13 protein-coding genes and 1 pseudogene are annotated in these 13,654 nt (G+C 66.6%); 9 read left to right on the top strand and 5 right to left on the bottom strand.

Annotated elements, in window-relative coordinates; translation table 11 throughout:
- The 5 genes and pseudogenes from ispH to NFW05_RS16595 form a co-directional block, all read right to left on the bottom strand.
- A pseudogene (gene ispH, locus NFW05_RS16615) lies at nt 1-164 on the bottom strand (4-hydroxy-3-methylbut-2-enyl diphosphate reductase); the annotation flags it as partial.
- Nucleotides 165-174: 10 nt separating this feature from the next.
- On the bottom strand, nt 175-660 hold the full coding sequence (locus NFW05_RS16610) for a peptidylprolyl isomerase (RefSeq protein WP_295309557.1): 486 nt from the start codon (nt 658-660) through the stop codon (nt 175-177).
- On the bottom strand, nt 654-1,163 hold the full coding sequence (gene lspA / locus NFW05_RS16605; RefSeq protein WP_295309554.1) for a signal peptidase II: 510 nt from the start codon (nt 1,161-1,163) through the stop codon (nt 654-656). Before lspA ends, NFW05_RS16610 begins: the two co-directional genes overlap by 7 nt.
- The gene (ileS, locus tag NFW05_RS16600; protein ID WP_295309551.1) at nt 1,150-3,972 is read right to left on the bottom strand and encodes an isoleucine--tRNA ligase; all 2,823 of its coding nucleotides are present in this window, start codon (nt 3,970-3,972) and stop codon (nt 1,150-1,152) included. Before ileS ends, lspA begins: the two co-directional genes overlap by 14 nt.
- A gap of 154 nt (nt 3,973-4,126) precedes the next feature.
- The gene (locus tag NFW05_RS16595) at nt 4,127-5,050 is read right to left on the bottom strand and encodes a bifunctional riboflavin kinase/FAD synthetase (RefSeq protein ID WP_295309548.1); all 924 of its coding nucleotides are present in this window, start codon (nt 5,048-5,050) and stop codon (nt 4,127-4,129) included.
- 100 nt (nt 5,051-5,150) lie between these two features.
- Between NFW05_RS16595 and NFW05_RS16590 the strand changes: the two genes are divergently transcribed.
- The 9 genes from NFW05_RS16590 (at nt 5,151) to NFW05_RS16550 (ending at nt 13,632) form a co-directional block, all read left to right on the top strand.
- Entirely contained in the window at nt 5,151-7,598 is a 2,448-nt protein-coding gene (locus NFW05_RS16590; protein WP_295309545.1) for a heavy metal translocating P-type ATPase, read from the top strand.
- A gap of 9 nt (nt 7,599-7,607) precedes the next feature.
- The gene (gene ccoS / locus NFW05_RS16585; protein ID WP_295309543.1) at nt 7,608-7,844 is read left to right on the top strand and encodes a cbb3-type cytochrome oxidase assembly protein CcoS; all 237 of its coding nucleotides are present in this window, start codon (nt 7,608-7,610) and stop codon (nt 7,842-7,844) included.
- A gap of 298 nt (nt 7,845-8,142) precedes the next feature.
- Nucleotides 8,143-9,573, top strand: coding sequence for a cytochrome-c oxidase, cbb3-type subunit I (gene ccoN, locus NFW05_RS16580; protein ID WP_295309540.1), 1,431 nt, complete (start codon nt 8,143-8,145; stop codon nt 9,571-9,573).
- Nucleotides 9,574-9,585: 12 nt separating this feature from the next.
- Nucleotides 9,586-10,200, top strand: coding sequence for a cytochrome-c oxidase, cbb3-type subunit II (gene ccoO / locus NFW05_RS16575; protein WP_295309537.1), 615 nt, complete (start codon nt 9,586-9,588; stop codon nt 10,198-10,200).
- Between the two features lie 5 nt (nt 10,201-10,205).
- Nucleotides 10,206-10,400 carry a cbb3-type cytochrome c oxidase subunit 3 gene (locus NFW05_RS16570; RefSeq protein WP_295309534.1) on the top strand — a complete coding sequence of 65 codons (195 nt, stop codon included), beginning with the start codon at nt 10,206-10,208 and terminating at the stop codon, nt 10,398-10,400.
- On the top strand, nt 10,397-11,329 hold the full coding sequence (gene ccoP, locus NFW05_RS16565; RefSeq protein ID WP_295309531.1) for a cytochrome-c oxidase, cbb3-type subunit III: 933 nt from the start codon (nt 10,397-10,399) through the stop codon (nt 11,327-11,329). The genes NFW05_RS16570 and ccoP overlap by 4 nt, the downstream gene beginning before the upstream one ends.
- Nucleotides 11,330-11,525: 196 nt before the next feature.
- Nucleotides 11,526-12,938 (top strand): cytochrome c oxidase accessory protein CcoG, encoded by a 1,413-nt coding sequence (gene ccoG / locus NFW05_RS16560; protein WP_295309528.1) that lies wholly within the window; start codon nt 11,526-11,528, stop codon nt 12,936-12,938.
- Nucleotides 12,935-13,486, top strand: a complete 552-nt coding sequence (locus NFW05_RS16555; protein ID WP_295309525.1) for a FixH family protein — start codon at nt 12,935-12,937, stop codon at nt 13,484-13,486. Before ccoG ends, NFW05_RS16555 begins: the two co-directional genes overlap by 4 nt.
- 5 nt (nt 13,487-13,491) lie before the next feature.
- Nucleotides 13,492-13,632, top strand: coding sequence for a DUF3149 domain-containing protein (locus tag NFW05_RS16550; protein ID WP_295309523.1), 141 nt, complete (start codon nt 13,492-13,494; stop codon nt 13,630-13,632).
- Nucleotides 13,633-13,654: the final 22 nt, after the last annotated feature.

Below are 13,654 nucleotides of genomic sequence, written 5' to 3'. Positions count from 1 at the left end.
ACGGCGCCCTTGGCGCGCAGGTCGTCGCAGACGAAGCGGTTGTGCACGACCTCGTGGCGGACGTAGATCGGCGGCCCGAAGATCTCGAGTGCGCGCTCGACGATGGCGATCGCGCGCTCGACGCCGGCACAGAAACCTCGGGGGTTGGCGAGAAGGACCTTCATCGGCGAGTTCTCAGAGAATGGCGATGATCTGCACTTCGAAGCGCAGCGCCTTGCCGGCGAGCGGATGGTTGAAGTCGAAGACGGCGCTGCTCTCCGAGATCTCGCGCAGGAAGCCGGCGAAGCGCATCGTCCGGCCGGGCGTGACGGACTCGAATTCGACGAGCGAGTTCGGCTGGAGTTCGATCCCCGGCGGCAGCGCCGAGAGGGCGATCCTTTCGACGAGACGCGGGTTGTACGGCCCGAAGGCGCCGGCCTCGTCGAGATCGAAGATGTGTCGCTCGCCGGCGGAAAGGCCGAGCAGACAGCGCTCGAGCGGCTCGCCGAGTTCGCCCGAGCCCATCTGCAGTGTCGCCGGCGACAGGTCGAAGGTGCTGACGTAGTCGTTGCCTTCGCGGTCGGCGAGGCGGTAGTGCAGCGTCAGATGGCTGTCGGGTTCGACGACCGGTGCAGCGGGCGGTCGTTCGCCGCTGCCCGGCGGCTCGGCGCCGGTCACCATTGGCTCTCGCCGCCTCGCGCGGCGGCCTCGCTGCGTGGCCGGGAGGCCACCTGATCCCAGACGATCAGCAGCGCGCCGATGGTGATCGCCGAGTCGGCGACGTTGAATGCCGGCCAGTAGAAGCCGGCGACGTGCCACTGGACGAAGTCGACGACCGCTCCGAAGCGCAACCGGTCGATGACGTTGCCGATCGCCCCGCCGAGGATCAGCGTCAGCGCCAGCGACAACCGGAACTCGCCGACGTGTCGTGGCAGCACGTACACGATCCACGCCGAGACGCCGAGTGCCAGTGCGGTGAACAGCCAGCGCTGCCAGCCGTCGGCCGTGGACAGGAAGCTGAACGCCGCGCCCGGGTTGAAGGTCAGCACCCAGTTGAAGAACGGGGCGACATAGACCGTGTCGCCGGGCTGCAGCCAGCCGAGGATCAGCCACTTGCTGAGCTGGTCGACGACGACGATGATTCCGGCAAGCCAGAGCCAGCGGTCGATCTTACGCGAAGGCACGCGCTTCGCCCTCCCCGAAGAGGTTGTCGATGCATCGGCGGCAGAGACCCGGATGCGCGGCGTCGCTGCCGACCTCGGGGCGGACGTGCCAGCAGCGCTCGCACTTGGCGTGCGGCAGCGCGCGGCAGGCAAGCCGCTCGGTCGCCTCGCGAACGACCGAGGCCTGTGAGCAGATGAACACGAAGCGCAGGTCGTCGCCGAGCGAGGCGAGAAGGTCGTACTTCTCGCCGTCGCAGTGCACGCGCACTTCGGCCTGGAGCGACGAGCCGATCTGGCCGGCGACGCGCAGTTCTTCGAGCGCGCGCATGACTTCGCCGCGATAGCCGCGGAGCTTGCGCCACTTGTCGAGCAGGAGCTCTTCGTCGACCGGCGCCGGCAGGGCATGCCAGGTCTCGAGCATCACCGACTGCCTTTCGTCACCGGTCTGCAGCTGCCAGATCTCTTCGGCGGTGAAGCAGAGCACCGGCGCGATGATCCGCACGAGCGACTGGAGGATGTGCCAGAGCGCGCTCTGTGCCGAGCGCCGGGCGAGCGAGGTGGCGGCGGTGGTATACAGTCGGTCCTTGAGGATGTCGAGGTAGAAGCCGCCGAGGTCCTCGGAGCAGAAGGTCTGCAGCGCCTGGACGACGCGGTGGAACTCGCAACGTTCGTAGTCGGCTGCGCACTGCGCCTGCAGCTGGCGGGTCATGGCCAGCGCGTAGCGGTCGAGCTCGAGCCAGCGGTCGACCGGCAGCAGGTCGGTTGCGGCGGCGAAGTCGGAGGTGTTGGCGAGCAGGAAGCGCAAGGTGTTGCGGATTCGCCGGTAGGCCTCGACGACGCGCCGGAGGATCTCGTCGGAGATCGAGAGTTCGCCCGAGTAGTCGGTGGCCGCGACCCACAGGCGGAGGATCTCGGCGCCGAGGCTGTCGACGACCTTCTGCGGCGCGATCACGTTGCCCTTCGACTTGGACATTTTCAGTCCCTTGCCGTCGACGACGAAGCCGTGGGTGAGCAGCGCGCGGTACGGGGCGCGGCCATCGAGCGCGCAGCCGATCAGCAGCGAGCTCTGGAACCAGCCGCGATGCTGGTCGGAGCCCTCGAGGTAGAGGTCGGCCGGGTAACCGAGCTCGCTGCGGTGCGAGCCGCGCAGCACGCTCGAATGCGTCGCTCCCGAGTCGAACCAGACGTCGAGCGTGTCGCTCATCTTCCGGTAGTCGGCGGCTTCGGCGCCGAGCAGTTCGGCCGGGTCGAGCGCGAACCAGGCCTCGATTCCGGCCTGCTCGACGCGTCGGGCGACCGCTTCGACGAGTTCCGGAGTGCGCGGGTGCAGGGCGCTGCTTTGCCGATGCAGGAAGAAGGGCAGCGGCACGCCCCAGTTGCGTTGCCGCGAGACGCACCAGTCGGGGCGAGTGCGGATCATTGCTTCGAGACGCGCTCGCCCCCAGCTCGGGAAGAAGCGGGTCTCGTCGACCGCGCGCTCGGCCGACCAGCGCAAAGTCGGCGGCTCGTCGCCGGCCGTTGCCTCGCCAGGCGAAGTCGGCCGGTGCTCCATGCCGATGAACCACTGCGTCGTCGCGCGGAAGATGATCGGTGTCTTGTGCCGCCAGCAGTGCGGGTAACTGTGCTGGACCCGCTCGGACTTGAGCAGCAGTCCTCGCGCCGCGAGTTCTTCGATGACCAGGGGGTTGGCGTCCCAGACCGACCGGCCGGCGAGTTCGCCAACGCCGAGCGGCGGAGTTCCGGCGATGAAACGCCCGTCGTCGCCGACCGGGTTGTTGACCGGCAGGCCGTAGACCTTGCCGACCAGGTAGTCGTCGGTGCCGTGGGCGGGCGCCGTATGGACGAGGCCGGTGCCGGCTTCGAGGGTCACGTGCCGGCCGCAGATGATCGCCACATCGCGCGCCTGCAAGGGGTGTTCGAGCAGAATCTGGTCGAGGGCCGCTCCACGCGCCGTGCCGATGACCGTTCCGGTCAGTCCGTAGCGCTGCAGGCACGACTCGGTGAGCTCGGCGACGAGGATCAGCGAGCCGCGGGTCGTGTCCACGAGCTGGTACTCGAAGTCGGGGTGTGCGCAGACGGCTTCGTTGGCCGGCAGCGTCCACGGCGTCGTCGTCCAGATGACCGCGAACGCCGGGCCCCGCAGATGCGAGACGCCGAACACACGGGCGAGCTTGTCGGCATGGTTCGGATGGACCGCGAAGGCGACGTCGATGGCTGCCGAGGTCTTGTCCTCGTATTCGACTTCGGCCTCGGCGAGTGCCGAACGGCAGTCGAGGCACCAGTTGACCGGCTTCAGCCCCTGGTAGAGGTAACCCCTTTCGAGAATCCTGCCCAGCGCGCGGATTTCGTCGGCTTCGCTGGCGAAGTTCATCGTCAGATAGGGGTGGTCCCAGTCGCCGAGAACGCCGAGACGGATGAAGTCCTGCTTCTGACGTTCGACCTGCTCGGCGGCGAAGGAGCGGCAGAGTTCGCGAACGCGGTCGGCGGCGACGTGCTTGCCGTGCAGCTTCTCGATCTGGTGCTCGATCGGCAGCCCGTGGCAGTCCCAGCCCGGGACGTACGGGGCGTCGAAGCCGGCGAGGGTGCGCGAGCGAACGATGATGTCCTTGAGGATCTTGTTGACCGCGTGCCCGATGTGGATGTCGCCGTTGGCGTAGGGCGGGCCGTCGTGGAGGATGAAGCGTGGCCGTCCCCTGGCCGCCTCGCGAATCCTCGCGTAGAGCCCGTTCTTCTGCCAGGCGGCGACCCACTGCGGCTCGCGCCGGGCCAGGTCGCCACGCATCGGGAAGGGGGTGTCGGTCAGGTTGAGGGTCGTCTTGTAGTCGGCCATGGTCGATCTCAGAGGTTGTGAATAAATCTACTGCGCGGCCAATCTGCGGCGTTGCTCACTCGCTCACTCCTCGCCTATCCATCTGATATGTCTCGTCGTTCGCTCGCTCGCGCCTGGCATATCGGCCTGCTCGTGACGATTTCTTCACAACCCCTCAGCACTGGAAACAGGCGCGGGCGGCGGCGACATCGCTGGCGATCTGCGTCCTCAACGCGGCCAGATCGGCGAACTTCATCTCGTCGCGCAGCTTGTGCAGGAAGCGCACGTTGAGGTGGGCGCCGTAGATGTCGTCGGAGAAGTCGAAGAGGTGCACTTCGAGGATCGGTCTGTGCACCCGATTCGCGGACGGCCGGTAGCCGAGGTTGGCCACGCCGTGGTGGGGTCCTCCGGGTAGCCCGCTCACTTCGACGGCAAAGACCCCGAGCAGCGGCGGGCGGTCGTGCTTGATGCGGATGTTCGCGGTGTGGAAACCGAGCTGCCGGCCGACCTTGTCGCCGTGGACGACGCGTCCGTCGATCGAGTACGGGCGGCCGAGCAGACGGGCGGCGGCTTCGAGCTGCCCAGCCTGTAGCGCGTCGCGAACCGCGGAACTCGAGGCGCGCAGCCCGTCGCAGGTGACGCTGTCCATTCCCTCGACGCGGAAGCCGAGGCGCTCCCCGGCCTCGCTGAGCAGCGCGAAGTCGCCGGCCCGCCCGGCACCGAAGCGGAAGTCGTCGCCGACGATCAGGTGCCTGACGCGCAGCGCACCGACGAGCACGCGGTCGATGAATTGCGCGGCGGTCAGCGACGCGAAACGGGCGTTGAAGTGGCACAGGTAGGCGATGTCCACGCCGTCGTCGGCGAGCAGTTCGAGCTTCTCGCGGAGCGTCGACAGGCGCGGCGGGGCCGATTCGGGGGCGAAGAACTCGCGCGGATGCGGCTCGAAGGTCAGCACCGCGGCGGGCAGCCCGGCTCGCGCGGCGGTGGCCGTGAGGCGCGCGAGCAGGGCCCGATGGCCGAGGTGCAGGCCGTCGAAGTTGCCGATGGTCAGGACCGTGGCAGTGTGCGCGACCTGGGAAGAACCGCGATAGACGAGCATCGGGCGCGGGTGGACACGGACGAAACGTGCGATTATACCGGGTTTGGTGGGCCGGCATGGTGCTGCCCGTCGCCCACGACCTTCCCTAGCCGCCTCGTCGATGACCACCGCCAGTTGTTACCACTGCGGCCAGCCGATACCGCCCGGAGTCGATCTTCACGCAAGCATCGACGGGGAGGCGCGCGCGATGTGCTGCGCCGGCTGCCAGGCCGTCGCCCGGGCGATCGTCGACAACGGCCTCGGCGACTACTACCGCAACCGCGACGCGCTGCCGAGTTCTCCGGCCGAGGCCCTGCCGGCGGTTCTCGACGGCCTGCGGCTCTACGACCACGCCGAGTTCCAGAAGAGCTTCGTGCGCACGCCGGGCGGGGCCGACGGTGGCAGCGAACGCGAGGCTTCGCTGATCCTCGAAGGGATCACCTGCTCGGCGTGCCTCTGGCTCAACGAGCAGCAGCTCTCGCGCCAGCCCGGGGTGACCGGTGTGGATATCAATTACGCGACGCGGCGCGCGAGGGTCCGCTGGGACGAGAACCGGACCCGGCTCTCGGAGATCCTCGCGGCGATCGCCGCGATCGGCTACCGCGCGTACCCCTACGATCCGGCGAAGAGCGAGGATCTGGCGCGCCGCGAGCGGCGCAGCGCGTTGTGGCGGGTGTTCGTCGCCGGCTTCGGAATGATGCAGGTGATGATGTACGCCGTGCCGGTGTATCTGGCCGGCGAGGGCGAGATGGGTCCGGACTTCGAGCAGCTGCTGCGCTGGGCGAGTCTCGTCCTGACCCTGCCGGTCGTCTTCTATTCGGCGGGACCTTTCTTCCGCAACGCCTGGCGCGACTTTCGCCTGCGCCGCGCGGGGATGGACGTGCCGGTCGCGCTGGGGGTCGGCGCGGCCTTCGCGGCCAGCGTCTGGGCGACGCTGAGCGGTGGCGGCGAGGTCTATTTCGACTCGGTGACGATGTTCGTCTTCTTCCTGCTCGCCGGGCGCTTTCTCGAGATGACCGCGCGCCAGCGCGCGGTCAGCGTCACCGAGGCGCTGGCCCGGCTGATGCCGGCGGTGGCCAGCCGCGTCCCCGGCTATCCGGGCAACCGCGAAGCCGAGCAGGTGCTCGCGGCCGACCTGCGCCCGGGCGACGTGGTGCTCGTCCGGCCCGGCGAAAGCTTTGCGGCCGACGGCGAGGTCATCGAGGGGGAAAGCAGCGCCAATGAGTCGCTGCTCACCGGCGAGAGCGCGCCGGTCGCCAAGCGCCCCGGCGTGCCGGTCACCGGCGGTGCGATCAACGTCGAGAGCCCGCTGTTCATGCGCGTCACCGGTGTCGGCGAGCACACGCGTCTGTCGGCGATCGTCCGCCTGATGGACCGTGCGGCGCTCGACAAGCCGCGGATCGTCGAGCTCGCCGACCGCATTGCCAGCCGGTTCATCGTCGCCCTGTTGATCGTCGCCGTCGGGGTCGCCGTCGGCTGGTCGCTGATCGACCCGCGTCAGGCGCTCTGGGTGACCGTTTCGGTCCTTGTCGTCACCTGCCCCTGTGCGCTGTCGCTGGCCACTCCGGTCGCGCTGACCGTGGCCAGCGGGGCGATGGCCAGGGCCGGCCTGCTGGTCACGCGCAGCCACGCGATCGAGACGCTGGCCAGGGCCAGCCACTTCGTCTTCGACAAGACCGGCACGCTGACCAGCGGCCAGATGAGCGTCATCGGCGTACACCCGCTCGGTGCGCTCGACCGTGAGCAGAGCGTGGCGCTCGCCGCAGCGCTCGAACAGGCTTCCGAACACCCGATCGGCGCTGCCCTGCGCGCGGCCGCGGGTCGTCTGCTGCCGGCCGTCGACGCTCCGCAGAGCGAGCCCGGGCGGGGCGTCGGCGGGGTCGTCGACGGTCGCCGAGTCCGCCTCGGGCGACCCGACTACGTCGCGGCACTGCACGGCCGGCCGCTGCCCGAGTCATTGGCCTCGCTCGTCGCGTCGGGCGACACGGTCGTCGCGCTCGCTGACGAGACGGGGTGGATCGCGCTGTTCGCTCTCGGCGACGACCCGCGAGCCGAGGCGACGGCGATGGTCGCCGCGCTGCGCGCCGCCGGCCGGCACGTCGTCCTGCTCACTGGCGATGGTCGCTCGGTGGCCGACCGGGTGGCCCGGACGCTGGGCATCGACGAGGTCGTCGCCGACGCGTCGCCGCAGGACAAGCACGACTACGTCAGCCGGCTGCAGGCCGGCGGCGCAGTCGTCGCGATGGTCGGCGACGGGGTCAATGACGCTCCGGTTCTCGCCCAGGCGCAGGTTTCCGTGGCCATGGGCGAAGGCTCGCAGCTCGCGCGCACGCAGGCCGACCTCGTGCTGCTTTCCGGGAACCTCGAGCATCTGCGCCGCGGCGTGTCCGTCGCCCGCCGCACGCTTCGCGTGATCCGGCAGAACCTGCTCTGGTCCTTCGCCTACAACGTCGTCGTCCTGCCGCTGGCCGTCGCCGGCCTGATCACGCCGTGGATGGCCGGGATCGGCATGTCGGGCAGTTCGCTGCTCGTCGTCGCCAATTCGCTGCGCCTGCAGAAGGTACGCTGAGGTCCGCCGATGGAGACGCTCTACCTGCTGATCCCGCTCTCGGTGGTCCTCGTCTTCGCCATCGGTGCCGCCTTCTGGTGGTCGTTGCGCGGCGGTCAGTTCGACGACCTCGAGGGGCCGGCGTACCGCATCCTGATGGACGACGACAGCCCGCCCGGTGTGGCGGGGCGCAGCGAGGTGCCGGTCGATTCGTCGCCGTCTCCGCCCGCCGAGCCATCGGGCGGAGACGGCCGAAGATCTGAGTGACCTTTGACGCAGGTCAAGATCGGTGATCGCCAGCCGGTCGATAATCGCCTCGTTGAGGGCATGAGTGCTTCCTGTAGTCAGCGCCTAGGGCGTCTCGGGCGGTTCCTCTCTTGGGGTTCGGGTGCGTCGCGGCGCACCCTTTTTTTGCGCCGCCGGGCGGCTTCCAGGCGGGAAAGGATTGATCTGCGTCAAACCTGATGGCTGACGCGTGCAATACCATCTGGCAGGCCAGTGCCAGGAAAGACGGCATCATTCGGGGCGGTGCAAACCGGTTTCACAATCAAAACGAGGTGAGTCCATGCGGGAAGCTCAATCAACATACAACTACAAGGTGGTGCGGCAGTTCGCCGTGATGACCGTCATCTGGGGGATCGTCGGCATGCTCGTCGGCGTGATCATCGCCGCGCAGCTCGTCTGGCCTGAGCTGAACTTCGGTCCCTGGCTTCATTTCGGCCGCCTGCGGCCGCTGCACACCAATGCGGTGATCTTCGCCTTCGGCGGTTGCGCGTTGTTCGCGACCTCATACTACGTCGTCCAGCGGACGTGCCATACGCGTCTCTTCTCCGACGGGCTGGCCGCGTTCACCTTCTGGGGCTGGCAGCTGATCATCGTCCTCGCTGCCGTGACGCTGCCGCTCGGGATGACCACGGGCAAGGAGTACGCCGAGCTCGAATGGCCGATCGACATCCTGATCACGGTCGTCTGGGTGGCCTACGCGGTCGTCTTCTTCGGCACGATCGCCAAGCGCAAGGTCACCCACATCTACGTCGCCAACTGGTTCTACGGCGGTTTCATTCTCGCCGTCGCCCTGTTGCACGTGGTCAACAGCGCCGAGATTCCGGTCACCCTGACCAAGTCGTATTCGGCCTACGCCGGGGTCCAGGACGCGATGGTCCAGTGGTGGTACGGGCACAACGCGGTCGGCTTCTTCCTGACCGCCGGCTTCCTCGGGATGATGTACTACTTCGTTCCGAAGCAGGCCGGCCGGCCGGTCTATTCGTATCGTCTGTCGGTGGTGCATTTCTGGGCGCTGATCTTCACCTACATGTGGGCCGGTCCGCACCACCTGCACTACACGGCGCTGCCCGACTGGACACAGTCGGTCGGTATGGTCTTCTCGCTGATCCTGCTCGCTCCGTCGTGGGGCGGGATGATCAACGGGGTGATGACCCTGTCGGGGGCGTGGCACAAGCTGCGCGACGATCCGATCCTCAAGTTCCTGATCACCTCGCTGTCCTTCTACGGGATGTCCACCTTCGAGGGCCCGATGATGTCGATCAAGACGGTCAACGCGCTCTCGCACTATACCGACTGGACGGTCGGCCATGTGCATTCGGGCGCTCTGGGCTGGGTGGCGATGGTCTCGATCGGCTCGGTCTACTACCTGCTGCCGCGGCTCTTCGGCAAGAGCGAGATGGCCAGCGTCAAGCTGATCACGGTGCACTTCTGGGTGGCGACGATCGGCGTCGTGCTGTACATCGCCTCGATGTGGATCGCCGGAGTGATGCAGGGCCTGATGTGGCGGGCAGTCAATGTCGACGGAACGCTGACCTACAGTTTCGTCGAGTCGGTGAAGGCTTCGTATCCGTTCTGGGCGATCCGCTTCCTCGGCGGTCTGCTGTTTCTCGTCGGCATGCTGGTCATGGCCTACAACATGTTCAAGACGATCGCTGGCGGCCGGTCGGTCGATGACGCGCGCGTCATGCAGCCGGCTGCTCATCACGCCTGAGAGAGGAAAACGATGAAACTCACGCAAGACGCCATCGAACGCAATGTCGGCCTGATGATCGTGCTCACGCTGCTCGTGGTCAGCGTCGGTGGACTGGTCGAGATCGTCCCGCTGTTCTTCCAGAAATCGACCACCGAAGCGGTGACCGGGCTGAAGCCTTACGATGCGGTACGCCTGACCGGGCGCGACGTGTATATCCGCGAGGGCTGCTTCCTCTGCCATTCGCAGATGATCCGTCCGTTCCGCGCCGAGACCGAGCGCTACGGTCACTTCTCGGTCGCCGGCGAGTACGTCTTTGACCACCCCTTCCAGTGGGGGTCGAAGCGAACCGGTCCGGATCTGCAGCGCGTCGGCGGGCGCTACTCGGACGAATGGCACCGCGCCCACCTGATCAATCCGCGCGATGTCGTTCCCGAGTCGAACATGCCGGCGTTCGCTTTCCTCGACAAGGCGCCGGCCGACGCGGCGAACATCGAAGGCAAGATGCGCGCGTTGCGCAAGGTCGGCGTTCCCTATACCGACGAAGAGATCGCCGGCGCCCGGAAGCAGCTCGAAGGCAAGAGCGAGCTCGACGCGCTGATCGCCTACCTGCAGGGCCTCGGTCTCGAACTGAAGAACGTCAGGTGAGCGCGATGGACATCAACGATCTGAGGTCGATCATGACCGTCGTCTCGCTGATCACCTTTCTCGGGGTGGTCTGGTGGGCGTATGGCGTGAAGGGGAACAAGCAGCGCTTCGAAGAGGCGGCGATGCTGCCGTTTTCCGACGAAGAAGCGGATCGGGCCGAGCTCGGCCTCGATGCGAATGGACAAAGGAATGCAAGATGAGCGATTTCGTGAGTCAGTTCTGGAACTGGTATGTCATCCTGCTGGTCCTGGCCAGCATCCTTGCCTGCGCCGTGCTGCTCTGGACCCAGAAGACTCCGCCAGCCGGCGCGCAGGTGGACACCACCGGCCACGTCTGGGACGAGAACCTCGAGGAATACAACAATCCTCTGCCGAAGTGGTGGATGTGGCTGTTCTACATCACGATCATCTTCGGACTCGTCTATGGCGCCCTGTATCCGATGTTCGGCAGCTTCCAAGGCCTGCTCGGCTGGTGCTCGAGTCCCCAACCCGGTTGTGCCAACAGCCAGTACGCGAGGGAAGTCGCCAAGACCGACGAGCAGGTCAACCCCCTGTTCGACAAGTACCAGAAGACCGACCTGAAGGTCCTCGCCGCCGACAAGGAAGCGATGGAGACCGGCAAGCGGCTCTACCTGACCTATTGCATGCAGTGTCATGGTGCTGACGGAAAGGGCGCCAAAGGCTTCCCGAACCTCGCCGACAGCGACTGGCTCTGGGGGGGCGAGCCCGCGGTCATCGTCGAGACGATCAGCAACGGGCGCAACGGGATGATGCCGCCACATGCCCAGCTGGGTTCGGAGACGATCAAGGATCTGGCAAACTACGTGCGCTCGCTCTCGGGCCTGCCGGCTGACTCGGTGCGTGTGGCCAAGGGTCAGGAAGCCTTCAACAGCGCCGGCTGCTCGGGCTGCCACGGTCCCGACGGCAAGGGCATGCACGCCGTCGGCGCGCCGAACCTGACCGACAAGACCTGGCTTTACGGCAGTTCCGAGGCGACGATCATCGAGACGATCACCAAGGGCCGCAACAACCGGATGCCGGCCTGGAAGGACTTCCTCGGCGAGCCGAAGGTGCATGTCCTCGCGGCCTACGTGATCAGCCTCAGCGAAGGCGGAGCGGGCGGCAAGTAAGCCGGTCGAGGGTCGACTCCGGCGGAGCGGGACTCCTTCCCGGGGGAACGCTCCGCTTTTCATGTGTACGCGGTCCGCGGCGGTCCGCCGCCGCGGACCTTTCGCATCCTCTCTGACGCATATCAAGATCGCGCCGCCTCGAAAGCGTAATATTAGAGTTTGGTGTAATTCTGAAATGGATCGGAGAGCCGAGGTCATGGATCAGCTAGCCGGGAGCAGGCCGAGCGCCGTTCCCGTCAAGGTCGATAGTCTTTACGAAAAGCACAGGACGGTCTACGCGCGCAGCGTCACCGGCACTTTCAACAACTGGCGCTGGGCGATGGTCTTTCTGACCCAGGCGCTGTTCTATGGACTCTGCTGGCTCGACTGGGGCGATCGCCAGGCCGTGCTCTTTCACCTCGTCGAGCGCAAGTTCTACATCTTCGGGCTGATCTTCTGGCCGCAGGACGTCATTTACCTCGCCGTGCTGCTGGTCATCTCGGCGTATTCACTGTTTCTGGTGACCGCCCTCGGCGGGCGCCTGTTCTGCGGCTACGCGTGCCCGCAGACGGTTTACACCGAGATCCTGATGTGGATCGAGCGGAAGATCGAAGGCGATCGGCCGGCGCGGATGAAGCTCGACGCGCAGCCGATGAACGCCCGCAAGCTGCGCCTGAAGGTCACCAAGCATGCACTCTGGCTGACCATCGCGCTGTGGACCGGGATCACCTTCGTCGGCTATTTCACGCCGATCAGGGAACTGCTCGGCGAGATCGTCAGCTTCTCGCTGGGGCCCTGGGAGACCTTCTGGATATTCTTTTACGCCGCCTTCCTGTACATGATGGCCGGTTTCCTGCGCGAGCAGGTGTGCAAGTACATGTGTCCGTATGCGCGCTTCCAGGGCGTGATGTTCGACCCCGACACGCTGATCATCGGCTACGATCCCGAACGTGGCGAACCGCGCGGCGCACGGCGCAAGAAGACGGCGGCAGGCCAGGCGCTCGGCGACTGCGTCGACTGCAGCATCTGTGTTCAGGTTTGCCCGACGGGTATCGACATCCGCAACGGCCTGCAACTCGAATGCATCGCCTGCGCGGCGTGCATCGACGCCTGCGATCAGGTGATGGACAAGGTCGGTCTCCCGCGAGGGCTGATTCGCTATTCGACCGAAAATGCCCTGGCCAGACGCTATACTCGCCGTGAAACCTTCGCCCAGCTGCTGCGCCCGCGGACGCTGCTCTACACCAGCATCCTGCTGGCGATCATCGCGGCCACCGCGTGGAGCCTGGGTCAGCGCGTGCCACTCAAGGTCGACGTGCTGCGCGACCGCTCGACGCTGTCCCGCGAGGCCGACGACGGAAGGATCGAGAACGTCTATCGCCTGCACGTATCGAATACCGACGACCGGGCGCATCGCTATCTGATCGGCGTCAGCGGTCTCGCAGGCATCGAGATTGCTGGCCCCACGGTGGTCGAAGTGCCGGCGGCTTCATCGCGCACCGTGGCGCTCGCGGCGCGCGTCGAACCCGAAGCGGGGACGAGGGGCTCGCACCCGGTGTTCTTCGAACTGCGCGCCGACGATCAGGAGAAGATCGCGGTGCGCGAGAAGACGAGTTTCTTCCTGCCATGAGCACACTGCCTGGCGCACGGAGCACGCCATGGTATCGCGAGCCTTGGCCGTGGCTGCTGATGGCCGGTCCTGCGGTGGTCATCGTCGCCGGGGTGATCACCGCGTGCCTGGCCATAATCAGCAACGACGGGCTCGTCGAAGACGACTATTACCGGCAGGGGCTGGCGATCAATCAGATCACCGCGCGAGACCAGCGGGCAAGCGATCTCGGACTCAAGGCCGAACTGGTCAGTGGTGGTCAGGGCGAACGGATTCGCGCGCACCTGCGCAGTGCGCCGGGGGCTCCTGAGGCGGATTCGCTGGTCCTCTTGCTCACCCATCCGACGCGCTCGGGTCTCGACCAGAAAGTCATCCTGCGCCCGGATGGAGCCAGCCTTTACGCCGGCAGCCTGACGCCGGTGCATGGTCGCTGGCACGTCGTGCTCGAGGATGGCAGGGGGGTGTGGCGGCTCACCGGTGACTGGCTGCCCGACACGCAACCGGTGCTGCGCCTGACGCCTTCAGCCGGTCGGGCGACGTCCGCGAGGGCTGATTCAGAGAGGAAATAGGCAAGATGGCTTGGGATCTGCTTCTGTCGAGTGACTATGGGCTGGCGAGCCTGTTGGTGATCGTTTTCGTGATCTTCATCGCCGCCTGGTTTGCGTGGTTCTTCAGCAGGAAGATCCGCGAGGATCAGGCGCGGAGCGGGCGCTAGGCGCCGTCGCCAGGTAGACGGC

This window comes from Accumulibacter sp., from assembly GCF_023806625.1.
GTDB lineage: Bacteria > Pseudomonadota > Gammaproteobacteria > Burkholderiales > Rhodocyclaceae > Accumulibacter.
The sequence above is the reverse complement of the archived record's forward strand: the minus strand, read 5'-3'. Positions and strand labels throughout refer to the sequence as shown.